At 65.0% G+C, this 25016-nt stretch carries 20 protein-coding genes, 1 tRNA gene and 4 pseudogenes; 12 read left to right on the top strand and 13 right to left on the bottom strand.

Annotated elements, in window-relative coordinates; genetic code table 11:
• Positions 1 to 46 precede the first annotated feature (46 nt).
• Positions 47 to 1387: a TrpB-like pyridoxal phosphate-dependent enzyme gene (locus tag WBB07_RS12960; RefSeq protein ID WP_526308265.1), complete on the top strand. Its 1341-nt coding sequence runs from the start codon at positions 47 to 49 to the stop codon at positions 1385 to 1387.
• Here the strand turns inward: WBB07_RS12960 and WBB07_RS12955 are convergent.
• Genes WBB07_RS12955 through WBB07_RS12945 form a run of 3 tightly spaced genes read right to left on the bottom strand, consistent with a single transcriptional unit; the run spans position 1384 to position 5021 of the window.
• Positions 1384 to 2715 carry a macrolide-binding ATPase MABP-1 gene (locus WBB07_RS12955; protein ID WP_526308299.1) on the bottom strand — a complete coding sequence of 444 codons (1332 nt, stop codon included), beginning with the start codon at positions 2713 to 2715 and terminating at the stop codon, positions 1384 to 1386. The genes WBB07_RS12960 and WBB07_RS12955 overlap by 4 nt on opposite strands.
• Positions 2716 to 2758: 43 nt before the next feature.
• Positions 2759 to 3616, bottom strand: a complete 858-nt coding sequence (locus WBB07_RS12950; RefSeq protein ID WP_526308263.1) for a cyclodehydratase — start codon at positions 3614 to 3616, stop codon at positions 2759 to 2761.
• Positions 3617 to 3653: 37 nt separating this feature from the next.
• On the bottom strand, positions 3654 to 5021 hold the full coding sequence (locus WBB07_RS12945) for a zinc-dependent metalloprotease (RefSeq protein WP_526308261.1): 1368 nt from the start codon (positions 5019 to 5021) through the stop codon (positions 3654 to 3656).
• A 243-nt stretch (positions 5022 to 5264) separates the two neighbouring features.
• Between WBB07_RS12945 and WBB07_RS12940 the strand changes: the two genes are divergently transcribed.
• The 4 genes from WBB07_RS12940 to WBB07_RS12925 all read left to right on the top strand — a co-directional run bounded on the left by WBB07_RS12940 (position 5265) and on the right by WBB07_RS12925 (position 11186).
• Positions 5265 to 6287 carry a YlbL family protein gene (locus tag WBB07_RS12940; RefSeq protein ID WP_526308259.1) on the top strand — a complete coding sequence of 341 codons (1023 nt, stop codon included), beginning with the start codon at positions 5265 to 5267 and terminating at the stop codon, positions 6285 to 6287.
• A 92-nt stretch (positions 6288 to 6379) separates the two neighbouring features.
• The gene (locus WBB07_RS12935; RefSeq protein ID WP_526308257.1) at positions 6380 to 9406 is read left to right on the top strand and encodes a UPF0182 family membrane protein; all 3027 of its coding nucleotides are present in this window, start codon (positions 6380 to 6382) and stop codon (positions 9404 to 9406) included.
• 196 nt (positions 9407 to 9602) lie between these two features.
• Complete coding sequence (locus WBB07_RS12930) at positions 9603 to 10997, top strand: FAD-binding oxidoreductase (protein WP_526308255.1); 1395 nt, start codon at positions 9603 to 9605, stop codon at positions 10995 to 10997.
• 115 nt (positions 10998 to 11112) lie between these two features.
• A tRNA-Met gene (locus WBB07_RS12925) sits at positions 11113 to 11186 on the top strand.
• 29 nt (positions 11187 to 11215) lie between these two features.
• Here WBB07_RS12925 and WBB07_RS12920 read toward each other — a convergent pair.
• Positions 11216 to 11419 carry a hypothetical protein gene (locus WBB07_RS12920; RefSeq protein ID WP_526308253.1) on the bottom strand — a complete coding sequence of 68 codons (204 nt, stop codon included), beginning with the start codon at positions 11417 to 11419 and terminating at the stop codon, positions 11216 to 11218.
• Between the two features lie 168 nt (positions 11420 to 11587).
• Here WBB07_RS12920 and WBB07_RS12915 point away from each other — a divergent pair, with 168 nt between their 5' ends.
• Positions 11588 to 12064 (top strand): Rossmann-fold NAD(P)-binding domain-containing protein, encoded by a 477-nt coding sequence (locus WBB07_RS12915; protein ID WP_526308251.1) that lies wholly within the window; start codon positions 11588 to 11590, stop codon positions 12062 to 12064.
• A gap of 36 nt (positions 12065 to 12100) precedes the next feature.
• Here the strand turns inward: WBB07_RS12915 and WBB07_RS12910 are convergent, their stop codons facing one another.
• Positions 12101 to 12715 carry a class I SAM-dependent methyltransferase gene (locus WBB07_RS12910; RefSeq protein WP_526308249.1) on the bottom strand — a complete coding sequence of 205 codons (615 nt, stop codon included), beginning with the start codon at positions 12713 to 12715 and terminating at the stop codon, positions 12101 to 12103.
• Positions 12716 to 12964: 249 nt separating this feature from the next.
• On the opposite strand from WBB07_RS12910, the pseudogene WBB07_RS12905 reads away from it, so the two are divergent.
• A pseudogene (locus tag WBB07_RS12905) lies at positions 12965 to 13756 on the top strand (helix-turn-helix domain-containing protein).
• Positions 13757 to 13813: 57 nt separating this feature from the next.
• Here WBB07_RS12905 and WBB07_RS12900 read toward each other — a convergent pair.
• From WBB07_RS12900 to WBB07_RS12880, 5 genes are all read right to left on the bottom strand, one after another.
• On the bottom strand, positions 13814 to 14683 hold the full coding sequence (locus WBB07_RS12900; protein WP_526308247.1) for a helix-turn-helix domain-containing protein: 870 nt from the start codon (positions 14681 to 14683) through the stop codon (positions 13814 to 13816).
• A gap of 114 nt (positions 14684 to 14797) precedes the next feature.
• On the bottom strand, positions 14798 to 15649 hold the full coding sequence (locus WBB07_RS12895; RefSeq protein WP_526308245.1) for an SDR family NAD(P)-dependent oxidoreductase: 852 nt from the start codon (positions 15647 to 15649) through the stop codon (positions 14798 to 14800).
• A 71-nt stretch (positions 15650 to 15720) separates the two neighbouring features.
• A complete protein-coding gene (locus WBB07_RS12890) occupies positions 15721 to 16485 on the bottom strand; it encodes an SDR family NAD(P)-dependent oxidoreductase (RefSeq protein ID WP_526308243.1) in 765 nt (254 codons plus the stop codon).
• Between the two features lie 5 nt (positions 16486 to 16490).
• Positions 16491 to 17390 (bottom strand): DUF3159 domain-containing protein, encoded by a 900-nt coding sequence (locus WBB07_RS12885; protein ID WP_526308297.1) that lies wholly within the window; start codon positions 17388 to 17390, stop codon positions 16491 to 16493.
• 2 nt (positions 17391 to 17392) lie between these two features.
• Positions 17393 to 18259 (bottom strand): MBL fold metallo-hydrolase, encoded by an 867-nt coding sequence (locus tag WBB07_RS12880; protein WP_526308241.1) that lies wholly within the window; start codon positions 18257 to 18259, stop codon positions 17393 to 17395.
• A gap of 174 nt (positions 18260 to 18433) precedes the next feature.
• Here WBB07_RS12880 and WBB07_RS12875 point away from each other — a divergent pair, with 174 nt between their 5' ends.
• From WBB07_RS12875 to WBB07_RS12860, 4 genes and pseudogenes are all read left to right on the top strand, one after another.
• On the top strand, positions 18434 to 18979 hold the full coding sequence (locus tag WBB07_RS12875; protein ID WP_526308239.1) for a TetR/AcrR family transcriptional regulator: 546 nt from the start codon (positions 18434 to 18436) through the stop codon (positions 18977 to 18979).
• 175 nt (positions 18980 to 19154) lie between these two features.
• The gene (locus tag WBB07_RS12870; protein ID WP_526308237.1) at positions 19155 to 19412 is read left to right on the top strand and encodes a DDE-type integrase/transposase/recombinase; all 258 of its coding nucleotides are present in this window, start codon (positions 19155 to 19157) and stop codon (positions 19410 to 19412) included.
• Positions 19412 to 19711: pseudogene (locus tag WBB07_RS12865) on the top strand (IS30 family transposase); the annotation flags it as partial. The gene WBB07_RS12870 and the pseudogene WBB07_RS12865, both read left to right, overlap by 1 nt.
• Positions 19709 to 19996, top strand: a pseudogene (locus WBB07_RS12860) (integrase core domain-containing protein); the annotation flags it as partial. The pseudogenes WBB07_RS12865 and WBB07_RS12860, both read left to right, overlap by 3 nt.
• A 71-nt stretch (positions 19997 to 20067) precedes the next feature.
• Here the strand turns inward: WBB07_RS12860 and WBB07_RS12855 are convergent.
• On the bottom strand, positions 20068 to 20709 hold the full coding sequence (locus WBB07_RS12855) for a TetR/AcrR family transcriptional regulator (RefSeq protein ID WP_526308235.1): 642 nt from the start codon (positions 20707 to 20709) through the stop codon (positions 20068 to 20070).
• Between the two features lie 77 nt (positions 20710 to 20786).
• Between WBB07_RS12855 and WBB07_RS12850 the strand changes: the two genes are divergently transcribed.
• Positions 20787 to 22256: a flavin-containing monooxygenase gene (locus WBB07_RS12850; RefSeq protein ID WP_526308233.1), complete on the top strand. Its 1470-nt coding sequence runs from the start codon at positions 20787 to 20789 to the stop codon at positions 22254 to 22256.
• A 424-nt stretch (positions 22257 to 22680) separates the two neighbouring features.
• Here the strand turns inward: WBB07_RS12850 and WBB07_RS12845 are convergent, their stop codons facing one another.
• Positions 22681 to 24828, bottom strand: a complete 2148-nt coding sequence (locus tag WBB07_RS12845) for a 3-hydroxyacyl-CoA dehydrogenase NAD-binding domain-containing protein (RefSeq protein WP_526308231.1) — start codon at positions 24826 to 24828, stop codon at positions 22681 to 22683.
• Between the two features lie 15 nt (positions 24829 to 24843).
• Positions 24844 to 25016 (bottom strand): annotated as a pseudogene (locus WBB07_RS12840) (acetyl-CoA C-acyltransferase); the annotation flags it as partial.

The raw sequence follows: 25016 nt of genomic DNA, 5'->3' as shown, positions 1-25016 counted from the left end.
GCAGCTAAGCTGTCGCGGATTCCCCGCGAACGAAAGGCAAGGGTGTATGAGCGAGCAGGTCCGCTACGTGTTGGAGGAGTCGGAGATGCCGACTCACTGGTACAACATCGTCGCGGATTTGCCCGTGCCGCCGCCCCCACCGCTGCACCCGGGTACCCGCGAGCCGATCAATCCCGATGACCTGGCGGCACTGTTCCCGCCGGAGCTGATCGCCCAGGAGGTCAGCACCGAGCGTTACATCGAGATCCCGGAACCGGTTCGGCAGGTCTACCGGCAGTACCGGCCGTCTCCGCTGGTGCGGGCCCGCCAGTGGGAGCGGGTGCTGGGTACCTCGGCACGCATCTACTACAAGTACGAGGGGGTCTCGCCGGCCGGCTCGCACAAGACCAACACCTCGGTGCCCCAGGTGTATTACAACGCCCTGCACGGCACCACCCGGTTGACCACCGAGACCGGTGCCGGACAGTGGGGCACGGCGCTGGCGTACGCGTGTGCGCTGTTCGGGATGGAGTGCGAGGTATGGCAGGTCGGTGCGTCCTATGACGGTAAGCCGCAGCGGCGCACCCTGATCGAGGTGTTCGGCGGGAAGGTGCACCGCTCGCCGAGTCAGCTGACCGAGTTCGGCCGCACCCTGGCACAGGATCATCCGGGTTCGCTCGGCATCGCGATCACCGAAGCCGTCGAGATCGCCGCGCAGGACGACTCCACCAAATATGCGCTGGGGTCGGTGCTCAATCATGTGCTGCTACATCAGAGCATCATCGGTGAGGAAGCGCTCAAGCAGCTTGCGCTGGCAGGTGAAACCGGTGCCGATCTGGTGATCGGTTGTGCCGGTGGCGGTTCCAATCTGGCCGGGTTGACGTTCCCGTTCCTGCGCGAGAAGCTGGCCGGTGCGCAGGCGCCTCGGCTGCTCGCTGTCGAACCGACGTCGTGCCCGTCACTGACCCGCGGTGAGTTTCGCTATGACTTCGGTGATACCGGCGGCATGACCCCTCTGATGAAGATGTACACCCTGGGGCATGACTTCGTGCCGTCGCCCATCCATGCCGGTGGGTTGCGCTACCACGCGATGGCACCTTTGGTGTCTCATACGGTGGCGGAGGGGCTGCTCGAGGCTGTTGCCCTGCCGCAGAGCGAATGCTTCGATGTGGCATTGCAATTCGCTCGTTCCGAGGGCATCGTGCCGGCCCCGGAGTCGGCCCACGCGCTGGCCCAGGCGCGTCGTGAGGCGCTCGCCGGCGGAGATCAGGTGATCGTGGTGGGACTGTCCGGACATGGCCTGCTCGAGCTCGGCGCCTATGACGCCTACCTGGCCGGTGGGTTGTCCGACGATCCGCTCTCCGATGACGCGCTGGCCGCTGCTCTGGCCGGCGTGGTGGAGATCTAGTCCGGGTCGGCGAACCCGGGTACCAGTTTGTCGGCGATGCCGCGGACCGGGACGTGCGCGTCGAGCTGGCATGAGATCGCGACGATGGAGGCGATCACGCGCATCGGGATGATCAGCCGCGGTGGGATGTTCATCTGTCGTGCCGTCCTGATCTGCCCCGGCGCCCGTTCGAAGTCCACCGTGGCGAGCTTCTGCAGCCATTTGCGGTTGTAGTGGAACACCTCGACTTCGAGCGGCTGCACGTATTGCTTGAGCATGTCGTCGATCTCGCGGGGTTCGACGCGCTCACCCTTCTGGATGAACCCGATCTGTTCCATTGTCGGCAGCAGTTTGTCGTAGTTCTTGTCCACCGCATACCGCAGGATCCGCCCGAGCTCGACGGGCATGCCGCCGGGCAATGGCGCGACCGCCCCGAAGTCGATGACACCCATCTTGTCGCCCGGGAGCAGCATGAAGTTGCCCGGGTGGGCGTCGCCGTGCATCATCTCCAGCCGGCGCGGCGCATCGTCGGTCAGCTCGAACAGCCGATAGCCCATCAGGTCTCGTTGATCCTGAGTGCCGTGACGGATGATGTGGGCCAGCGAGACGCCTTCGATCCATTCCGCCACAACAACTTTCGGGGCGCTGGCGACGACCCGGGGGACCACGAAATGGGGGTGGCCCTCATAGGCGGCCGCAAACGCGCGTTGGTTGTCGGCTTCGAGCCGGTAGTCGAGTTCCATCTCGGTGCGCTCGATCAGCTCGTCGACCACGCCTTGGACGTCGGCGCCGGGGGAGAGCTGCTTGAAGATGCTCACCATGCGCTTCATCGTCTTGAGGTCAGCGCGCAGCGCTTCGTCGGCACCCGGGTACTGGATCTTGACGGCCACCTCTCGACCGTCGGACCAGATGCCCTTGTGCACCTGCCCGATGCTGGCCGAAGCGATGGGGATGTCGTCGAAGCTGGTGAACCGCTCGCGCCATTTGGTGCCGAGCTGCGAATCGAGGACCCGGTGGACCTTCGCAGCCGGTAGCGGCGGCGCGTCCTTCTGGAGTTTGGTCAGCGCTTCGCGATACGGCTCGCCGAACTGTTCGGGTACCGCGGCTTCCATCACCGACAGGGCCTGGCCGACCTTCATGGCTCCACCCTTGAGTTCGCCGAGAACGGTGAACAGCTGGTTGGCGGCTTTCTCCATCAGCTCGGCGTTGACCTCGTCCTTCGACTTTCCGGTCAACCGCTTCCCGACGCCGATCGCGGCCCGGCCGGCGAAGCCCATGGGCAACGTCGCCAGTTTCGCGTTGCGGGCTGCGCGTCCCCGTTTGATGTCTGCCACCAGTCCATCATCCATGACCGGGCGAATCCGGTGCGCCACGATCAGATAACCGTCGAGGTCAGCAACCACACAGCGGGTGCCGGGGCCAATGCCGGCTGGCGATCGTGCTGGTAGTGGAGTCGAATTCCAGGGTTGTCGACAGAGTGGCCGGTGCCCGCAACGCATTTTCGGGTCCACCGCGGACCGCCGCCAGTACCGTGTCGATCTGTCCCAACGCCAATGCGGCGGTCGCGAGCACCGTGGCCCTGGCGGCGGTGCCCACCGTGTCGCGTAGCTGGGCGGCCACCGCCGGCCAGGCGGCATCTCGGTCGCTGCGGTGCAGATCCGCGCAGCCCAGGCAGCTGGTGAGACCGGGCAGTACCAGCGGGCCCACCAGACCCCTGCCGTCACGCATCCGCACCTGCAGGTGGGGGATGCGGGCGTCGTGCAGATCACGCAGCAGTCGCGAGTCGATCACCAAGAAGTCGGTGAACACCACAAGATCGGTGTTGTCGGGATTGACCACCGCGTGTGGGTGGCTGCTGTGCTTGACCAACGTGCCCGAGCAGCGCATCGCGTCGGTGATCAGATCGGCCAGGGGACCTCGACCGTGGATCCGGATCGCCGGTGCCCGTCCCGGGCGGTGCGGCTGGTCGGGTCGGGCGACCCCGGCGCCGATCAGAGCAGTGACCAGGCCGTCGAATTCGGCGGTGTCGACCGCCTCGTCCGGGTTGCCACGGCGGGCGAGCTCGCGGACCAGATCCTCGTCAGCTGCGTTGGCTTGCATCATCCGCAGCACACCGGCCAGTGCGGTTGGACTCAGCCCACGGGGTGGCCGCACTGTCACCGCGCGCCGCGGATCCCATCCCACCTGGACGGTGCCGTCGGGCCGTAGCAGCACAGGCATCGCCGGGTCGAGGCTGTATCGGCGGGGCATGGCGCAGACTGTGACACGCCCCGGCAGGGTGGTGCTTTTACTTGTCCACAGGCGGGTCTTCGGGCTTGCCGTCCTTTTCGAATTCGGCGAGCGCCTGATCGATGTCGATGCCGCTGGTGTCGCCGCCGATCACCCGGTCGATGAAACCGGCCGGTTCGTCGAGGTCGTCGGCACCCGGCAGCAAGTCGGGGTGCTGCCACACCGCGTCACGCGCGTCGCTGCCTGCGGCTTCGGTCAGTCGCTCCCACAGCACCGCGGCCTCCCGCATCTTGCGGGGGCGCAGCTCCAACCCGACCAGGGTCGCGAAGGTCTGCTCGGCCGGTCCACCGGTGGCCCGGCGGCGCCGCAGAGTTTCCGACAGCGCGGACGCCCCCGGGATCCGATCTCCCAGCGCGGCGGTCACCACGGTCTGCACCCAGCCCTCGATCAGCGCGAGCAGGGTTTCCAGGCGTTGCAGTGCCGCGGTCTGTTGTTCGGTGGCCTTCGGTTCGAAGATGCCCTGGTTGAGCAGCTGTTCCATGGCAGCGGGATCGGCCATTGCCGCCGGGTTGAAGCCCTGCGCCATCTCCTCGATCCCGCTCATGTCGATCTCGATGCCCTTGGCGTAGGCCTCGACATTGCGCAGCAACTGGCTGGACAGCCACGGCACATGGCTGAAGAGTCGGTGATGGGCGGCTTCGCGGGCGGCCAGGAAGGTCAGGATCTCGGCGCGCGGCTGCTCCAGACCTGAGGAGAACTCCTCGACGGCTTCGGGCATCATCACCGCTACCCCTTTGGGGCCCAGCGGCAGACCGATATCGGTGGAGGTCAGCACCTCTTTGGACAGCTTCCCCAGCGCCTGTCCCAGCTGGGAACCGAACGCCATGCCACCCATCTGGGAGATCATCGACAGCAGCGGGCCGGCCATGCTCTTGGCTTCCTCGGGCAGCGCCGAGGCCCACATGGTGGAGATCTGCTCGGCCACCGGATCGCACAACCGCTTCCAGGTGTCGATGGTGTTGTCGATCCAGTCGGTGGGTGTCCAGGCAACCGCCTTGGTGGCGCCGGCCGGCAGTGCCGTCACTCCGTCGAGCCAGGTGTCGGCCAGATGCACCGCATCGGCGATCGCCTTGGTGGTGTTCTCCGGGATCGGGGCGACGAAGCCGACGGAGCTCGACGCCAGCTGACGCGCCAAGTCGTAGTTCACGGGTCCAGCGGAGCCGCCGCCCATGGCGGGGCCGCCGGCGGAGAACATCTGACCCAGACGGGTGAAGATCTGGCCCAGGTCATTCATGTCGAAGTTGCCGCCGCCGACACCGAGGCCGAACGGGTCCGACGGACTGCGGCCGGAGTCCCGGTTTTTGTTGTCGTCTTTGTCGCGATCGCTGTTGTCGCCGGACGAGAAACCGAAGGGCAGGTCAGACATGACTCCAACGGTACTCACCCTGGTGGGTGAGTGCGTGAACGCGGTCACGCTCTCAGTGAACCGTTGAGGCGCGTCCCCTTCCGGTACTTCCGTCAGGTGCCCAGCCACCAGGTGCCCAGCGTCGCCCTCGTCCCTCGGTGTTGGCGCCCGGCCCAGCGTCGCCCTCGTCCCTCGGGCTCCTCGACCGGGCGGGGCTCGACGACCGGGCGGGGCTCCTCGCCCGGCGCGTCTACTCTTGGCGGCGTGAACAGGCGGATCATGACGCTGTTGGTGGCTCTCGTGCCGATAGTCGCCTTCGGCGTACTTCTGGCCGTTGTGACGGTGCCCTACGTGTCGCTCGGCCCGGGGCCGACGTTCAACACGTTGGGGGAGTTCGACGGCAAGCCGGTGGTCGCCATCGAGGGCACCGAGACCAAACCGACCTCCGGGCACCTGAACATGACGACGGTGTCCCAACGTGACGGGTTGACGCTCGGACATGCGTTGAGCCTGTGGATGTCCGGGCGTGAGCAGCTGGTGCCTCGGGATCTGGTGTACCCGCCGGACAAGACACGCGAGCAGGTCCAGGAGTCGAATACCGCCGACTTCAAGACCTCGGAGGCCACTGCCGAGTACGCCGCACTGTCCTATCTGGACTACGCGCCGGCCTTGACGGTGGAAGAGGTCAATGACCCGGGTCCGGCGGTGGGCAAGTTGCAGGAAGGCGACGCCATCGATGCGGTCAACGGCCGGCCGATTGCGGGTGTCGGGGACTTCACGCGTTTGCTCGACCAGACCAAGGCCGGGGACCAGATCGTTGTCGACTACCGGCGCAAGAACGCTCCGGCCGGCACCACGACCATCACGCTCGGCGAACATCCCGACAAGGAATCCGGGCTCGTCGGCGTCATGGTGCGGGAGGCGCCGTGGGCGCCGTTCACCATCGACTTCAACCTCGCCAACATCGGGGGGCCGTCCGCAGGCCTGATGTTCAGCCTCGCTGTCGTTGACAAGCTCACTACCGGTGACCTCAACGGATCCAAGTTCGTGGCGGGTACCGGCAGCATCGCCACCGACGGCAAGGTGGGCCCCATCGGCGGGATCACCCACAAGATGCTGGCGGCCAGCGAGGCCGGCGCCACCGTCTTCCTGGTGCCGGCGGGCAACTGCGAGGAGGCCAAGTCAGAACCGCGGGACGGCCTGGAGTTGGTCAAGGTGGAAACCCTCGACGGCGCGGTGGAAGCACTGCAAACGCTGTCGGCCGGGGGCGAACCGCCTCGTTGCTGACTGCGGCCGGGCGTTTGCCGCGGGCGGCGGCAAGTACAGTTGGGTCCGTCACGGTACACCTGTCACCACAATCACCACCAGGGAGCTAACACGTGGGTATGCGGCCCGCCGCGCGGATGCCAAAGCTGAATCGGCGCAGCCGGATGATGATCACGATCGCTCTGGTGGCCGTTGTGCTGCTTTTGATCGGCCCCCGGCTGGTCGACACATACATCGACTGGTTGTGGTTCGGCGAACTCGGGTACCGGTCGGTGTTCACCACCGTGCTCGTCACCCGAGCCCTGGTCTTCCTGGTTGCCTCATTGCTGATGGGGCTGATCGTGTTCGCGGGCCTGATCTTGGCCTACCGAAGTCGGCCGGTGTTCGTGCCGGCCACCGGGCCCAACGATCCGGTTGCGCGATACCGGACGGTGGTGCTGTCGAAGCTGAAGCTCGTCTGCATCGGCATCCCGGTGGCGGTCGGCTTGTTGGCCGGCCTGGTGGCGCAGAGCTACTGGGTGCGTGTCCAGATGTTCCTCAACGGCGGCGAGTTCGGGGTCACCGACCCGCAGTTCGGCTTGGATCTCGGTTTCTACGCGTTTGATCTGCCGTTCTTCCGGTTGGTGCTCAACTACGTGATGATCGCGCTGTTCCTCGCGTTCATCGCCAACATGGTGGGGCACTACATTTTTGGCGGCATCCGGTTGACCGGTCGCGCTGGGGTGCTGAGCAAGCCCGCCCGCATCCAGCTGGTAGCGCTGCTCGGTGTGCTGGTGCTGCTCAAGGCGTTTGCCTACTGGCTGGATCGTTATGAGCTGCTCAGCAACACTCGCGGGGGCAAGCCGTTCACCGGCGCCGGCTACACCGACATCAACGCGGTGCTGCCCGCGAAGCTGATTTTGTTGGCCATCGCGCTGATCTGCGCCGCGGCCGTCTTCTCGGCGCTGGTGCTCAAAGACCTGCGGATCCCGGCGATCGGTCTGGTGTTGTTGTTGCTGAGCTCGGTGATCATCGGCGCGGGTTGGCCTCTGGTGGTCGAGCAGATCAGCGTCAAACCGAATGCGGCGCAGAAGGAAAGCGAATACATCTCGCGAAGTATCACGGCGACCCGTGATGCGTACGGCCTCACCGACCAGACCGTGACGTACCGCGACTACAGCGGTAATGAGAATGCGACGGCGCAGCAGGTTGCCGCGGACCGGGCCACCACGTCGAATATCCGGTTGCTCGACCCGACGATCGTCAGCCCCGCCTTCACTCAGTTCCAGCAGGGCAAGAACTTTTACGGTTTCCCGGAGCACCTGGCGATGGACCGCTATGTCGGTGAAGACGGTGAACTGCGTGACTATGTGGTCGCGGCACGCGAGCTGAACCCGGAGCGGTTGATCGACAACCAGCGTGACTGGATCAACCGGCACACCGTGTACACCCACGGCAACGGTTTCATCGCCTCACCGGCCAACACCGTGCGCGGGATCGCCAATGATCCCAATCAGAACGGCGGTTACCCCGAGTTCCTGGCCAGCGTGGTCGGCGGCAACGGTTCGGTCATCTCGCCGGGACCGGCTCCGCTGGATCAGCCGCGCATCTACTACGGCCCGGTGATTGCTTCGGCGCCTGCCGATTACGCCATTGTCGGCAGCGACGGCGGCGCGCCTCGTGAGTACGACTACGAGACCAACACCGATACCCGCAACTACACCTATCAAGGCAGTGGTGGTGTACCGATCGGCAACTACTTCACCCGGTCGTTGTTCGCGGCCAAGTTCGCCGAACGTAACTTCCTGTTCTCCAGCGTCATCAACGAGAACAGCAAAATCCTGTTCAACCGTGATCCCGCCGAGCGCGTGGAGGCGGTGGCTCCGTGGCTGACCACCGACACCAGCGTCTATCCGGCAATCGTCGACAAGCGGATGGTGTGGATCGTCGACGGCTACACGACGCTGGACAACTATCCGTACTCGGAGCTGACGTCCCTGTCGAGCGCCACCGCCGACTCCAACGAGGTAGCCGCCAACCGGCTGCTTCCGGATCGACAGGTGTCCTACATCCGTAACTCGGTCAAGGCCACCGTCGACGCTTACGACGGAACTGTGACGCTGTACGCCCAGGACGAGGCCGACCCGGTGCTGCAGGCGTGGATGAAGGTGTTTCCCGACACGGTGCAGCCCAGAAGCGACATGAGCGCGGATTTGGCCGACCACCTGCGCTATCCGGAGGATCTGTTCAAGGTCCAGCGGGCATTGTTGGCCAAGTACCACGTCGATGATCCGATCACGTTCTTCTCGACCTCTGACTTCTGGGATGTGCCGCTGGATCCGAATCCGACGGCCAGCAGCTTCCAGCCGCCGTACTACATCGTCGCCAAGGACATCGCCTCCGAGGATGACAGCGCGGCGTCGTTCCAGCTGACCAGTGCGATGAACCGGTTCCGCCGTGACTTCTTGGCGGCTTACATCAGTGCGTCCTCGGATCCGGCCACTTACGGTCAGCTGACGGTGCTGACCATTCCGGGTCAGGTCAACGGACCCAAGCTGGCGTTCAACGCAATCAGCACCGACACTGCGGTCAGCCAAGACCTCGGCGTCATCGGCCGCGACGGTCAGAACCGGATCCGCTGGGGCAACCTGCTGACACTGCCGGTCGGTCAGGGCGGTCTGCTCTACGTGGCGCCGATCTACGCCTCTCCGGGCAATACCGACGCGGCATCAACTTATCCTCGGTTGATCCGCGTGGCGATGATGTACAACGACAAGGTGGGTTACGGGCCGACGGTCCGTGACGCTCTGGACGAGATCTTCGGTGCAGGTGCCGGGGCGACGGCCACTGGGCCGGCTCCGACACCGGGTGCAGCGGTTCCGGCGAACGCGCCGGGCGATTCACCGCCGCCGAATGCCCGTCCGGGTACCGAAACCCCGGCAGCGCAGGGTGTTCCGGCGACGCCGGCGCCCGCTGCCGCGGTGCCCGCACCGGGTGGTGCGCCGGTCACGTTGTCACCGGCCAAAGCCGCCGCGCTGGCGGATGTGCAGGCGGCGCTCGACGGGATGCAAGAGTCGCAGACCAATGGCAACTTCGCCGAGTTCGGTGAGGCACTGCAGCGGCTCGACGACGCGATGAACAAGTACCGCCAGACCAACTAGGCCTCAACCTCAACCACCGCGAGCGCGCGTGTTTGTCCGGCGGCACGCCGTCGAATCTGTACAAACACGTGCGCTCGCGGTGTTGGTTGATCAACCTTCCCGGGCGGGCGAGGCGTCCCAAGTTCTCACCAAGTCAAATGCAAGTCCGGTCCTGAATGCTCATCGTGCTGAAACGGTGCGTGAGAAAGGACCTGCGATGAGCATCACTTCCGCTGATGAGTGTCTCGACGATTCGATGGTGGCGCTGCTACGAACCCGGATCGACGGCGCCGTCGTGCTGCCACCGGATGCGGACTATGCGCGCATCACTCCCTGGAATGTGGCGGTGCCGGTACAACCGGCCGCGGCGGTGTTCGTGGCGTCACCCCGAGATGTCGCAGAAACGGTGCAGTTTGCCGCCGCGCACAGGCTCACGGTCGCGGTCCAGGCCACCGGTCACGGTGCGCTCCCCGTGGGCCCGGATTCGCTGCTGGTACACACCGGCGACCTCAACGGCTGTCACGTCGACGCCCTGAATCGGACCGCCTATATCGGCGCCGGGGTGCGCTGGCAGCAGGTTCTGGATGCCGCCACTCCATACGGGCTGGCGCCGCCCTGTGGATCGGCCCCAGGTGTCGGGGTGGTGGGTTTCCTCACCGGCGCCGGGATCGGTCCGTTGGTGCGCAGCATCGGGTTGTCCTCGGATCATGTGCGCGGGTTCGAACTGGTGACTGGTGGCGGGGAAATCCTCTGGGTGACAGCAGATCAGCATGCTGACCTGTTCTGGGGTTTGCGGGGTGGGAAAGGGACTCTCGGCATTGTGACCGCGGTCGAGATCGAGTTGCTGCCGATTTCTGAATTCTACGGTGGTGCCTTGTATTTCGATGGTGACGATGCTTCGGCGTTGGTGCACGCCTGGTCTCGGTGGTGTGTGGACCTTCCCGAGAGTGTGTCGACCTCGGTTGCCTTGCAGCAGCTTCCGGAGTCACCCGATGTCCCGCCCCCATTGGCGGGTCGGTTCACGGTGGCGTTGCGCTATGTCGCCCTGGGGGATGAGGCGGACGCGCGACGGTTGCTGGCGCCGGTTCGGGCGGTTGCTACACCGGTGCTCGATGCGGTCTCGGTGTTGCCCTACGCGGCGATCGGCGCTGTGCACGCCGACCCGCCGAATCCGATGCCGATCCACGAGAATCACTCCCTGCTGCAAGCGCTGACGTGCGACGCCGTCGATGCGCTGTTGGGTGTGGCGGGCCCCAACGCCGGTTCGGTGCAGGCGATCGTCGAGCTACGCCAACTCGGTGGTGCCATGGCGCGGCCGGCGCGGCATGGCAGTGCGTTCTGTCACCGGGACGCCGCGTTTGCGTTGTCGACCATCGGTGTGCTCGCTCCGGAGATCGCGGCACTGGTGCCTGAGCACGCCTCTGCCGTAGTCGAGGCGGTTGCGCCATGGTCCAACGGTGGGGCCCTGCCGAACTTCGCGTCGGCGCCCGACAGCGCCCGATTGGCGCGCTGTTACGACGGGGACACACTGGACCGGCTGGCCTCCCTGGCCGAGCAGTACGACCCTCGCGGCGTGCTGCGCACCGGTCAGGTGGCTCGTCACCGGCAATAGTGGCTCTTTCTGGCCTGCCTCTGTCTCGGCGAAGAGGGTCTGAAGGGCCAAAAACCCTCGCTGACCATACGATTTGGAGCTTCACCCACGCATCGGTAATCTTGTGTTTACCCAACGCGGGGTGGAGCAGCTCGGTAGCTCGCTGGGCTCATAACCCAGAGGTCGCAGGTTCGAATCCTGTCCCCGCTACTAAAGTTCGAAAGTTCGGACTTGTGCCCTCATACCAGGGGCGCAAGTTCGAACTTTTCGATGTTTGGGGGTTTTTCAGCTATCGCTGGCTGCGACACGGTGATTGACGTGGCTTCGGCGTCAGGCTGTTGCTTCAGATCAGGTACTAACAGCCTCTCGAAGAGTTCTGTCAGTTCAACGTCGACGATCGCATCGTCGGCGACGTAGAGGCGTTTGAACAGCGCCTGGTTCATCAAGCGGCGTTCCCGGCGAGCGTGTCCCAACGACTTGCGTCAGGTACCTATCCTGCACCACCGGCAGCGGACTGCTGTGCTCGCACAGGACCCTGCACGTCTACCACTTACATTCCGTGACGCTCTGACCTGTTGCCATTGCTGCGTCACGGCGACGCCCCTCGGGTCATGACCATGGGCAGCGTCGCCGCACTGCCGGGCCGCATCATTTTCGATGATCTTCAGGCCGAGCGACAGTACGACGCGTTCAGTGTTTATGCGCAGTCCAAGCTGGCCCATCTGATGTTCGCGTTCGAGCTGCAGCGACGCAGCGATGTGGCCGGTTGGGGATTGAGATCCGTTGCCGCACATCCTGGCATCGCTCGCACCAATCTCATTCCGACGAGCATGGACGCCAACAGTGACGCGGTGCGGTCGTGGGCTACTGAGCCTGAACGCTTCCAACCGGCAGAACGCGGCGCCTTGCCGGCGCTGTATGCCGCGACCGCCGACACCACACCGGGCGGCTCCTGCGGGTCCGACGGACCGCAAGAGATGAGTGAATTCCCGGGCCCTGCAACGATTCCCGAGCAGGCGAAGGACACCGGCGTCGCTGCGAGGCTCTGGGATGAGTCGGTCAGGCTGAGCCGGTCGACCTTCGCTTGAACCCTGGTTGTGAGCCCGTGTCGAGAACCTTGGAGGTCAACTGCTTCCTGTTCCTGAGGCTGTGGTGGCGTCGGAACGTGCTTCGATGCGGTACACCGCCGCCGGCGGGAGATTGCGCATCGTGCGACCGACGAGCGTGGCCTGCAGGCGAAGCGCGTCGAGCACGCGTTTGGGCACCGGGCACTGCATCGCGTAGGTGAACTGGTAGAACGCCCCGCCCGGTCGGATCTGGACGAACGCGGAGGCGAACACCGCCATGACATCCTCAGCGGACATCGAGAGCAGCGGCAGTCCGCTGACGACGGCGCCGATCTGCGCGTTGTGCGGCCATGGGTCCCGCGCAGCGTCGGCGTGCACGACGGACGCACCGGGAAACCTGGCTCGCAGCAGGTTGACAAACTCTGGATTGCTTTCCAGCACCGTCAGGTGTTCGGCGGCCACACCGCGCTCCAGCAGCGCTCGGGTGAAGACGCCGGTACCAGGTCCCAGTTCGACCACGGCGCCGATCGACGCGTCGACGTGCCGGGTCATCAGATCGGCCAGTGATCGACTCGACGGAGCGACCGCCGCGGTGCGCAGCGGATTGTCCAGCCAGGAGCGGAGGAATCGCGCTGCGTCGCTGCACTTTTCTTGTCCTAGCGCGGTGTGCACGTGGTCCGCGCCTGACTCGTGTTCTGTGTGTTGACCATGGATCCATCACACCGCGGCGGTCCGGCCCCTGCCAGGACCGGTCTGTCCCTGGATTGCTGGTCCGACGAAGGCCGAGTGAACGGCCCGCTGGCACAGAGTGGGGGGTCTGGTGCGAAGTCACAACCGGGACGGTGATGGCCGGGTGTCTCTACGCTCAGCGGAGGTCTATCGTCCCTGGATGGCGGTGCGCGATGCGGTGACAATGACGGCATGAATCAATCCCATTTCGCGGCGTTTCTGCGGAGCCGACGACTGGCGCTGTGTCCCGAAGATGTCGGACTGCCCACCGGGCCGCGCCGGCGTACAAGCGGCCTGCGCCGTGAGGAAGTCGCGTCGCTGGCTTTGATCTCGACTGACTACTACTCCAGAATGCAACAGCAGCGCGGCGCGCAGCCGTCCCCCGAGGTGGTGACTTCACTGGCGAAGGCGCTACGCCTGTCGCTGGATGAACGAGATCATCTGTTCGGCTTGGCCGGACACAATGCGCCGGCCCGTACACCGGTCGGCGATCAGGTCGGTGTCGCGATGAATCGAATTCTCGATCGTCTTCAGGACACACCGGCGCAGGTGATGTCAGCGATCGGGGACACGTTGGTGCAGACCGCGCCGGCGCGAGCGCTTCTCGGCGACAAAACCAAGCACGAGGGCCGCTCGAGGAGTGTCCTGTACCGGTGGTTCACCGACGAGGACGCTCGTCGCGTGTACCCGGCCGAGGATCACGAGCGCATCGGGCGCACCTGGGTTGCCGGTGCTCGCCTGGCCTAAACCCGCGATGGGGCAACCTCGCGATCTGCTCAGGTGATCGACGCGCTGCTCGAGTGCAGTCCCGAATTTGCCGAGCAATGGGAGTTGCAGGTCGTGGCGCAGTCTCAGGAACTCACCAAACGCATCGCACATCCGCAGCTGGGTGTGCTTGAACTCCAATGCCAAGTTCTCCATGATGTGACTCATCAACACGCGCTGCTGGTCTTCACCGCCGAGATTGCACGCCGCATCGGCTGACCACCTGCTCGACGGGCGGCGCAGGCGTCCGCGCCGCTGTGCGTTGACCTCGACCGGTCATCCGTCGAATCGATGGTGACCGATGACGGCGAGCAGTTGCACGCTGGTGTCGTTGCCTGTGCCCGGCGCGCCGTAGTAGATGACCAGTCGTTGACAGCGATCGGTGACCGTCAGTACTTCGCGCTGCAACTCGATGACACCGACTACCGGGTGAACGATACGGCACGGCCGGATGACCGGGAGCATCGCGCGCCCCTGCTCGAGTTGCCAGAAGCTGCGGAACTCGCCACTGTGGCGCAAGAGGTGTTCGGTCAGATCCGCTGCGGCAGCGGTGCTCCGGCCGTTCAGCGGCCCTTGTCGCAAGTCCGCGACCATCTCGGCGCCTATCGTATGGTGCTCGTCGACGGGATAGCGCTCCCGTTCGCCGGGGCGGGTGAACCAACGGTAGTAGCCACTTCGCGCACGTCCCGTGTGAACGGTCAGATCGCCGAACAAGGCCATGGCGGCGGGCGTCTGAGCCAGCACCTCGCCAATCGGACCGACGACATGGGCCGGGGTATCGGCCAGTCTGCCAAGGATGAGCATCACGCCAGGATCCACGTGGTAGCAGACGTATTCGTCCACGCCGTACCCCGCCGCGGCGAACAACCGGTCTCGCTCCGATCGGGTGAAACGGAGTGCGCGAGCGATGCCGGCCAGCGTGGCTCGCGACGGACGCGGACCGAAGTCCCGAACTTCGCGGCGTCTTTCCAGACGGCTGTAGTACGCCGGCGAAATCGAACATAGCTCCGCCACCTCTTCACGGCGCAGCCCCGGTGTTCGCCGTCGACGGCCACGGGTGATGCCGACATCCTCCGGTTGCATCAAGCGCCGACGCGCCCGCAGCAGATCTGCCACGTAGCCGAGATTCGCCTCAGGAGAAGTCACATCTCGAGCATGGGCCCCTCCCGTGGACGGTGACAGGCCCTATCGGTCCACGGATCCACGGTCCTCGGACTCCCGCTGACGCTGTCGCGACCACCTGAGGAATCACGCTCGAATTCACATCTCGGGGGTTGTGTTGGTCGTGGTGAAGCCTGCGACGGCGCCGCCGTCGACGAGCAGATCGGTGCCGGCAATGAAACTGGCATCGGGGCCGAGTAGGAAGGCTGCGGCATTCGCGATGTCGGCCGACGTCCCGATTCGGCCGGTCGCCGATCGCTCGATGAGCTGCCGCATCAAATCCTCGGACGTTCCGGACAGCTCCTGGCGGCCCATCGGCGTGGCGATGACACCGGGGCTGATGCTGTTCACCCGGGCACCGCGTCTGCCCCAGGCTGTGCTCGCGGCCTGGACTCGTAACTGGTTGCCCCGTTTGGCGACGCCGTACGCCGCGCGAGGGTCAGTGACCGTACCGGGGGCCAGGAACGGTAAGTCGATCAGCAGGTCCGAGGCCGTGGTCGCCAGCGCATGTTCGACGTCTGCCGACAGATTCCTTGAGCCGAAGTGACCTGCCATGCTCGCGATGTACACGCCGGAACCCCCCGGTGCCACGACCTGTCCGAATTCGTCCAGCGAGTATGCGACTCCGGCGAGATCGACGCGCAAGATCGCCTCGGGCGAGGCCTGAACCGGCGAGAGCCCGGCAGTGTGGGCGACTGCCCGTACAGCTCCGAGTGCTGCGGCGCGTCTGGCCAGTGCTGCGACCGAGTCACGTGCGGACACGTCCACCTGCTCGGTCTCCACGAGGAAGCCGTCGGCGGTGAGCGCATCGCCGACGCGGGCGAGCAGCTCGACGTTGGAATCGGCGAGCAGTACCGTCCGGCCCGCGCCGACGCGGCGGCTGATGGCCTCGCCCATTCCGCCGACGCCAAGGACGACCAGTACGTCGTTCATGGAGAATTCACTTTCCATCAGTGCGCTCCTGTCTCATCTGCAAGGCTGAATGACGCTGCGGCGTAAGGGCATCAACGACCCGCGTTGTGCTAGAGATGTGAGCCGCCGGAAACCTCGATGCGTTGCCCGGTGACGAACGAATGGCCGTCGGACACCAGAGCGGTGACCACCGCCGCAATGTCATCGGGCTGGCCGATACGGCCGAATACACTTTCGGCCGCGAGCTGGGCGGACATCGCGGCGGTCACTGCGATGCCGTTTCTCCCCAGCTCGGTGCCGGCGGTGGGTCCCGGGGCGACGATGTTGACGGTGATTCCTCGAGGTCCGAGCTCGGCCGCAAGGTGGCGCGAAAGAACCTCCACGGCCCCTTTCATTGCGGCGTAGGCGGCGGTCGGAGGTCCGGTGAACCGGGTGAGGCCGCCGGTGATGTTGACGATTCTGCCGTTGTCCGCCAGCAGCGGAAGGAGCTGCTGGGTGAGGAAGAAGACGCCCTTGAAGTTGACGGCGAGCAGTTCATCGAATTCGGCTTCGGTGGTGTCGGCGAACGTGGCGGCGATGGCCACGCCGGCATTGTTGATCAGGTAGTCGAAGGTGTCGCGGTGCCACGTCTGTCGCAGCGCGGTACGCACCTCACCGACGAACGGCCCCAGCGCCGACATGTCCGCGGCATCGAGTTCGAGTGCGACGGCGGTTCCCCCGCGTTTCACGATGGCGTCCACCAATGATTCTGCCTCGGCACGACCGGAGCGGTAGGTGATGACCAAGCCGACACCCGAAGCCGCCAGGTGTTCGGCGATTGCCCGACCTATACCGCGGCTGGCGCCGGAGACGATGGCGATCTTCGAAGGATGCATAGTGCTCATTCCTTTTGCAGTTGATCAGTTGGTGTACATCGGGTTGGGTCCGCACAGCTGGAGCCCCTGGCGGCGCATGCAGCGCAATCCTTCAAGCGCGTCGCGGTGGAAATCTCAACCGCTGGAGTCCTTTTCCATGCGTTAGTCAGTGGGCGCGAAGGAGAAGACGATGGTGTGTCGGCTGGTGAGGAGATATCGCTCGCGGTCGCCGGCGGTTCGGGCGGACGATCGGGAGTTGCGCTGATCGTGGCGCCCGCCGCAGTGTAGGCGCTTCGCAGAATCCGAATCTGGCAGTAGACGATCACCATTGTCAATGGGGTGCCTGTGACAACCTTCATGATGCCCAGCGCGACGACGTTATCGGTGTAGTAGAACGGCAGTTTGGACACTGTGCGGAAGACCGCCGCCGCTGCCGACAAAGCGGTGGCCATGTCGTAGCCGCGAAGCAACGCTCGGGTGTTCCGCCAGGTCGTGCCAGAGACCAACGGGCCCAGTATCATCCCGAGTAGTGGCCGACGAATGACTATGGTGAACAACAACACTGCACTGATCACGCCCGTCTGGATCAGGTCGGGCAGAAACACATCGCCCCCGTCGCCGCCCATCAACGCGATGAGGCCGGACAACGCCACCAAGACCATCCCACCGATCGCCGGCCACACCATTTGCCTGGCGACTAACCGTTCCAACAAGAGGAGAACGGAGATGACCAGCGCCGATAGCGTCGACTGCACGAGGTTCTCGCCGATGAGATAGACCGTCAGGAACATCAGATTGGGTCCGACAGCGTCGAAGACACCACGCCACCCACCCACCAACTCGAGTATCGGAGTGGCGGGCGACGCAACCAACGCCGCCAACGTGTCACGGGTACTCCGCCTGTCCGGGCGTGAACGGGCCGCCATTGTCATGACCCGCGCTCTGCTGGGTTGTGGATGTGCTGGGGGACGTGGACCGCGTGCCACGACCGCGCGCCCTCGGCGTTGCGGGTGATGCGTCCGCCGCGCCCGCCGGGGAAGTGCGCCCCCACCCCGACGGCGTCGGTGCGTTCCATTTCCTCGGCGACTCGGGTGCGGGCGCGTGCGGCTTCGGTGGGGTCCTCGTCGAAGCGGTCGCGCCAGCCGTCCTGCACCAGCTGAACCGGGTGGTGGGCGGTGTCACCGAGTAGCAGCAACGGGCCGTCGCCCGTGTCGATGTCGACGATGCAGTTGCCCGGGGTATGGCCGGCGAAGAGTCGCAGCGAGACTGACTCCGCGATGTCGGTGCGATCGCCTTCTGCTAGGACCAGTAGGTCTGCAACGCTTCGAAGGGATTCGGCAACAACGGCATTGGCGGGATTTGAACCGCCGTGCTCGGCTAGCCAGGTGAGGTCGGCGCCGTGGCAGTGGTGGCGGGCGTCGGCGAAGATCGGGGTGCCCTGCGGAGCGATCCAACCGACGTGGTCCGGGTGCAGATGGGTGAGCACCACATCGGTCACCTCGTGTGGCTGCACATGCAATAGCTGCAGCGAGGTGATCAGCCGACCGGTGTGCACCACGTCAACCTGGTCGATGGCATCGGTGGGGAAGTGCGGTCCCAGACCAGCGTCGACCAATATCACGCGACCGTCGGTGCGCAGCAGATAACCGCCCATCGGCAGGACCCAGCCGGATTCGTCGAACCACGGTGGGCTGATGGCCCAACTGTCGGGCGTGCAGGCCGGTGCCTGCAACACGACGTTCGGCACGGTTCCGATCTGCGCGTCGTCGACATAGTCGATACGGCCGATGGCCATGAACATCCTCCTGCATCTGTTCCCCGGTACCAGCGCCGAGATTATGCGGGGCTAGTGCCCCGCATACGTGACATACTATACGGGGCACTAGCCCCGCTTGCTGATGTCGGAGAAGGCCACTTGAAGCGAACACAACGACCGTTGCGTGCCGACGCGGCGCGCAACCGTGCGCGAGTGCTGGAGGTCGCCTACGAGATGTTCGCCGCGCACGGGCTGGCCGTATCGCTGGACGATATTGCCCGTCGGGCCGGAGTCGGCCCAGGCACTTTGCACCGCAACTTTCCCGCGAAGGACGACTTGGTGCGCGCAGTCGTGCTGAATCGCGTGCAGCAGGTGGTCGACGAGGGAAGTGCCCTCCTCGAGGCCGGCGAGCCGTCCGAGGCGCTGTTCACGTTCATGCGTCAGTTCGTGCTGCACTGGAGCGCTACTGACCGGGGGCTGTCCGAGGCGCTGGAAGGGTCCGGGGCCAGCACACATAGCGTCATTCCAGAGGCCGTGCAGACCCTTCTCGGTTTGATCGGCCAACTGCTGCAGCTGGCTCAACAGGCCGGCGCCGTTCGCGATGACGTCAGCGCACGTGATGTCAAAACGCTACTGGCCGGCTGTTCCAGCATGTATGTCGCGCATCCAGAGGCGGGGCCACGTCTGCTGGAAATAGTGATCGACGGCCTACAGGCAGTTGGCGCAGAAGGGTGTGCCCGATCTGAAGCGCACTTATGAGGTTGTTCGACGGTGTCTCAGATGACACACCACAGCGGTAGCCCTCCGAACGCCGCTGCGGCCCGGTGCTGTGGCCGCCGGAGACGGCTTTGGGCACGCCTAGGAACTCAACGCACACACTCCCCGGTAACGACGTGCTGGTCAGCGCCCTGCGCGCCGGTGAGCTCCAAATCGGTTGTGGGTCAGCGGTATCACCGAGCACCGCACCTATGAAGGCAAAGTGTTCTGTGCGGTGGTGCTGGACACGTTCTCCAGGCGGGTGGTCGGCTGGTCGATCGATTCGAGTCAGACCGCAGCCTTGGTCACCAACGCGCTCAGCATGGCGATCAGCAACCGTGATCCGCGGGCCGGTGGGATCATTCATTCCGATCACGGCGTTCAAGGCGGATTCAATCGGTCGTCGCAACACCTTGACTGTGGAGGTGTTCAGTAGTGGCGACGAAGGATTGGGCTGCCAAGACCAGCGATGTGCCCGAGGGTGCGCGTCGGCAATGGCGCGCGGATCGGGCGTTGCGTCCGCCGGGGCGGTCGCCGGGGCGACCCGAGCCCTCGCGGGCGGTGCAGCGTCAGTTCTGGCGTCTGATCGCGACGGGCGTCACTTTGGCTGAGGCGGCGCTGAAGGTGGGCGTGTCGGTGCCGGTCGGAGCCCGTTGGTTTCGCCACGCTGGCGGCATGCCACCGATCTCACTTGCCGTGCCCACCGGGCGCTACCTGTCCTTTGAACCCAGGAAATTTCGATCGAGAAAGTTCGTGCATGCTCTGTTGCACAACGGGTTACAGGGTTCGATGGGTCGCGTCGGCGCCTGCGGAGACAACGCCGCCATGGAGTCGTTCTTCGCCCTTCTGCAACGCAACGTACTCGACCGGCGCCGCTGGTCCACCCGAGCCGAACTACGCCTGGCAATCGTGACCTGGATCGAGCGGACCTACCACCGACGCCGGCGCCAACGCGCCCTCGGCAGACTCACGCCGATAGAGTTCGAACTGCTCCACACACCAGTCGCAACTGCTGCCTGAAATTCACACCCCGCGAGTCAACTGAACGCGGGGCAGTCCCTTCCGCTGGCTGGAGGCGTTGCGTGCGAAAGCTATTGAGCGTCGCCGTAGATGCTGTTCAGCCAGATGTGGGTGAGGGTGTCGACGACGTCGTCGTGGGTGACGGCTCCGGGCTCGCCGGCGAGGGTGGCCATGATCATGCGCTCGTTCATGAGGTTCAGCGACGTCGCCAAGTCCTGGGCAGGCAGGGTCTCCGGGGCGGCACCACGTGCGCGTTCCGCGGTGATCAGGGCAGCGGTGAGGTTGATCCACTTGTGCATGAGGCCGGCCCAAACCTCGCGGAACTCGGGCACCGTTCTGACCGCTTCGACGCCGGCCCGGGCGGTCGCCGGGTGGGAGCCGAACGAGCTGAAGAAGATTTCGATGCCGTGGCGGATGGCCTGCTTGGGGTCAGCCGGCATGTCCTCGAGTGCGCCGTCGAAACCGGTGTCGGCCCGCTTGATCAGCGGATCGAGTAGCGACAGCAGCACCGCTTCCTTGGACGAGAAGTAGAAGTAGAACGTCGGCCGCGAGATGCCGGCGCCTTTGGCCAGGTCATCGACGGAAATCTCCGAGAAGGACCGCTGCTGCAGCAGCGTGGTCGCGGTGGCCAGGATCGCGGCTTCGCGGTCGTCGCCGGACGGTCGAGCCGCGCGTCTGCCCCGGGGTGCCCGGGTCTGTGCGGCGGTACTCACGCGGCTGAGCCTAACAGTTTGTCGAGTTATTCAACACCCGTTGACTGACTCAACACCGTGTTGATACCGTCGGTACCATGATCGAACACTTCGATGTTGTCATCGTCGGTGCCGGCATCTCCGGCATCAGCACCGCCTGGCACCTGCAGGACCGCTGCCCCACCAAGAGTTACGTGATCCTGGAACGCCGGGAGAACATCGGTGGCACCTGGGACCTGTTCAAGTACCCGGGCATCCGCTCGGACTCTGACATGTTCACCCTCGGCTTCCGGTTCAAGCCGTGGGAGTCGGCGAAGTCGATCGCCGATGGTCAGCACATCTGGGACTACATCAACGAGGCGGCCGACGAGAACGGCATCCGCCAGCACATCCGCACCGGCCAGCGCGTCACCTCTGTGGACTGGTCGGACGCCGACAACCGCTGGACCATCGACATCGAGATCGCCGGCGAAGCCAAGCAGATCACCGCGTCGTTCCTGTCGGTGTGCAGTGGCTACTACAACTACGACGAGGGCTACTCGCCCGAGTTCCCGGGTGCGGCCGACTTCAAGGGGCAGATCATCCACCCGCAGCACTGGCCCGAGGACCTGGATTACACCGGCAAGAACGTTGTCGTGATCGGTTCCGGCGCAACGGCCGTCACGCTGATCCCGTCGCTGGTGAACGGCGGCGTGGGCCACGTGACCATGCTGCAGCGCTCGCCCACCTACATCGGCGCGTTGCCGCTGGAAGACCCGGTGGCCAAGCAGGCCAACAAGTTCCTGCCGAAGCACTTGGCGCACTTCGTGAACCGCTGGAAGCAGATCGGCTACAGCACCGCGCAGTACCAGCTCGCCCGGAAGTTCCCGGCCGTGTTCAAGAAGGCGCTGCGCCAGATGGCGACCCGTCGCCTGCCCGAGGGCTTCGACTACGACAAGCACTTCAGCCCGCGCTACAACCCGTGGGACGAGCGAGTCTGCTTGGCGCCCAACGGAGATCTGTTCAAGGCCATCCGCTCGGGCAAGGCAGGCGTGGTCACCGACACCATCGAGACCTTCACCGAGGACGGCATCAAGCTTGCCTCCGGCGAGGTGCTGCAGGCCGACATCATCGTCACCGCAACGGGTTTGAACATGCAGCTGTTCGGTGGCGCGACCGCGCACCGCAACGGCGAGCCGATCGACCTGCCCTCGAGCATGACCTACAAGGGCCTCATGCTGTCGGGCGTGCCGAACATGGCGATCACCTTCGGGTACACCAACGCGTCCTGGACGCTCAAGGCCGACCTGGTGTCCGAGTTCATCTGCCGCGTGCTGAACTACATGGACGCCAACGGTTTTGGCCGTGTCGAGCCGCAGCACCCCGGTGGCAGCGTCGACGAACTGCCGTTCATGGACTTTACCCCCGGCTACTTCAAGCGCGCCATGGACAGCCTGCCCAAGTCGGGCTCTGAAGCGCCCTGGAAGCTGAAGCAGAACTACTTCTTCGACATGCGGACCATCCGGTACGGCAAGGTCGACGAGCAGGCCCTGCAGTTCACGAAACATCATGCTGCAGTGACCGTGTAGGTGGGACAAATCAATGGATTGTGAGGTTTTTATCGGAATCGGGTCCGCCGCGAGCTAGGCAAAGCGGCCAGGTCCGGTTGGCTTGATGGTGCCCACGGATCAAGAGACGTCCGCCACGACCTGCACTGGCAGAAGACGATTGGGCCGACGCTGCCATGATCCGTTCCTAGCATTTGCCATCGAATGAAAGTCGCTACACCGGCGATAGAACTCACGCACCGGACACCGGCTCACATCCAGCTGAGTCGCTGCGGCCGTAGGGTCCCAACCTTGCCCGAACGACGTTACAATCGCGGCGCGCTGCACCCCGGTCAACGAACAACGTGGATGCAAAAAAAGTACTCCCCAGAAGTTGGATTGAATTTCTCAGTCCAACTTCCGGGGGGTACCTCACTTGCGTGGGGGACTTTTGACGTTGTGCTGCTTAGCTTTCCAGAGACGCCGGCGGCAGGAAGCGGTCGCCGTACTTGGCGGCCAGTTCCTTGGCGCGGGCTACGAAGGCGTCCTTGCCGATGCCGAGCTCGCCCTGGTAGCCGACGATGTACTGCGCAACGCCGCCGGTCCATGCGGGGTAGCCGATACCCATGATCGAGCCGATATTCGCGTCAGCGGTCGTGGTGAGCACGCCCTCGTCGATGCACTTCTGGGTCTCGAGCGCCTCGGCGAAGAGCATGCGGTCAACCATGTCCTGCATGGGTATGGTTGCACTTCCAGAGTTGAACGCCTCGCGCAATCCGGGCCACAGCCCGACGCGCTTGCCCTCGACGTACTCATAGAATCCCGCACCCTTTAGCCGACTGGGGCGCCCGAGTCCGATCATCTGGTCGGTCAGGTCCTCGCCGGGGTGACGCACGTACACCTTGCCGATCTCTTCGGCCCCGGCTGTGTTCTCCTTCGAGACCTTCTGCAGCAATTCTAGGTTCAGTTCGTCGAGCAGCTGCAGCGGGGGTGCCGGGTACCCGGCCTGCCCGCCGGCCCGCTCGATGCTGGCCGGCTCGATTCCCTCGCCCAGCATCGCCATGGCTTCGTTGACGAAGGTGCCGATCACGCGCGAGGTGAAGAAGCCACGGCTGTCGTTGACGACGATCGGGATCTTCTTGATGGCGAGGGTGTAGTCGAACACCCGGGCCAGCGCCTCGTCAGAGGTCTTCTCGCCTTTGATGATCTCCACCAGCGGCATCTTGTCGACCGGCGAGAAGAAGTGGATACCGATGAAGTCCTCCTGGCGCTTCACGCCGGTCGCCAGACCGGTGATCGGCAGGGTGGAGGTGTTCGAGCCGAGGATGGCGTTGGGCTCGACGATGTCCTCGATCTCACCGAACACCTTGTGCTTGAGATCGGTGTTTTCGAAGACGGCTTCGATGACGAAGTCGACGCCGGCCAGATCGGCAGCATCGGCAGTTGGGGTGATCTTCGAAAGCAGCGCGGCTGAGCGCTCTTCGGTCGTTGCGCCCTGGCCGATCGCCTTGGCTTCGAGCTTGCGCGAGTAGTCCTTGCCGTTTTCGGCTGCCTCGATGGTGACGTCCTTGAGGACGACCTCGTAGCCGGCCTTGGCCGACACGTAGGCGATACCGGCGCCCATCATGCCCGCGCCCAGCACACCGATCTTCCTGATGTCCTGCTTGGCGATGCCCTCGGGGCGTGAGCCGCCGCCGTTGATGAACTGCATGTCGAAGAAGAAGGCCTGGATCATGTTCGTCGACGTCTGACCTGCGGCCAGCTGCGTCAGATACCGGCTTTCGATGCGCGACGCGGTGTCGAAGTCGACCTGCGCACCCTCGACGGCGGCATCGAGGATGGCGCGCGGCGCGGGCATCGGAGCACCCTTGAGCTGCTTGCGCAGCAGCGCCGGGAACGACGGCAGGATGCCGGCCAGGCCCGGGCTCGACGGGGTGCCGCCGGGCATCTTGTAGCCCTTGACGTCCCACGGCTGGGTGTGGTCCTCAGGGAAGGCCTTGATCCATGCCTTAGCGGCGGGAACCAAATCGTCAACCGCACTGACCAATTCGTCGACCAGGCCGATCGCCAGCGCCTTGGCCGGGGTGAACCGGGTGCCCTGGCTCAGGACCTCCATGAAGGCCTTCTGGATACCGAACATGCGCACGGTGCGGGCGACGCCGCCACCGCCGGGCAGCAGGCCCAGGGTGACCTCGGGCAGGCCGATCTGGCTGCCACGGACGTCCGCCGCGATGCGGTGGTGGCACGCGAGGGCGATCTCCAGGCCACCGCCGAGGGCTGCGCCGTTGATGGCCGCGACGACGGGCTTGCCCAGGGTCTCCAGGGCGCGCAGGTCGGCCTTGATCGACTCGGTGGTGGCGAAGAACTCATCGGCATCGGCGGCGGTGACCCGCGAGATCTTCTTCAGGTCACCACCGGCGAAGAAGGTCCTCTTCGCGCTGGTGATCACGACACCGGTGATCGAATCCCGTGCCGCGATAAGCCGTTCCACCGCGACATGCATGGACTTCTGGTAGTGCTCGTTCATCACGTTGGCCGACCCGGTGGGGTCGTCCATGGTCAGGGTGACGATGCCGTCGGCATCCTTGTCCCACTGAATTGTCGTCTCAGCCATGTTCTTTCAATCTCCCTAGACGCGCTCGATGATGGTGGCAACGCCCATGCCGCCGCCGATACACAGCGTGATCAGGGCACGCCGAGCGCCGCGACGCTCGAGCTCGTCGACCATGGTTCCGGTGATCATGGCGCCGGTGGCGCCCAACGGGTGGCCCATCGCGATGGCGCCGCCGTTGACGTTCAGCT

The organism is Mycobacterium sp. (genome assembly GCF_049647605.1).
Classification (GTDB): Bacteria; Actinomycetota; Actinomycetes; order Mycobacteriales; family Mycobacteriaceae; genus Mycobacterium.
This window is presented reverse-complemented; position numbering and strand designations above follow the sequence as displayed.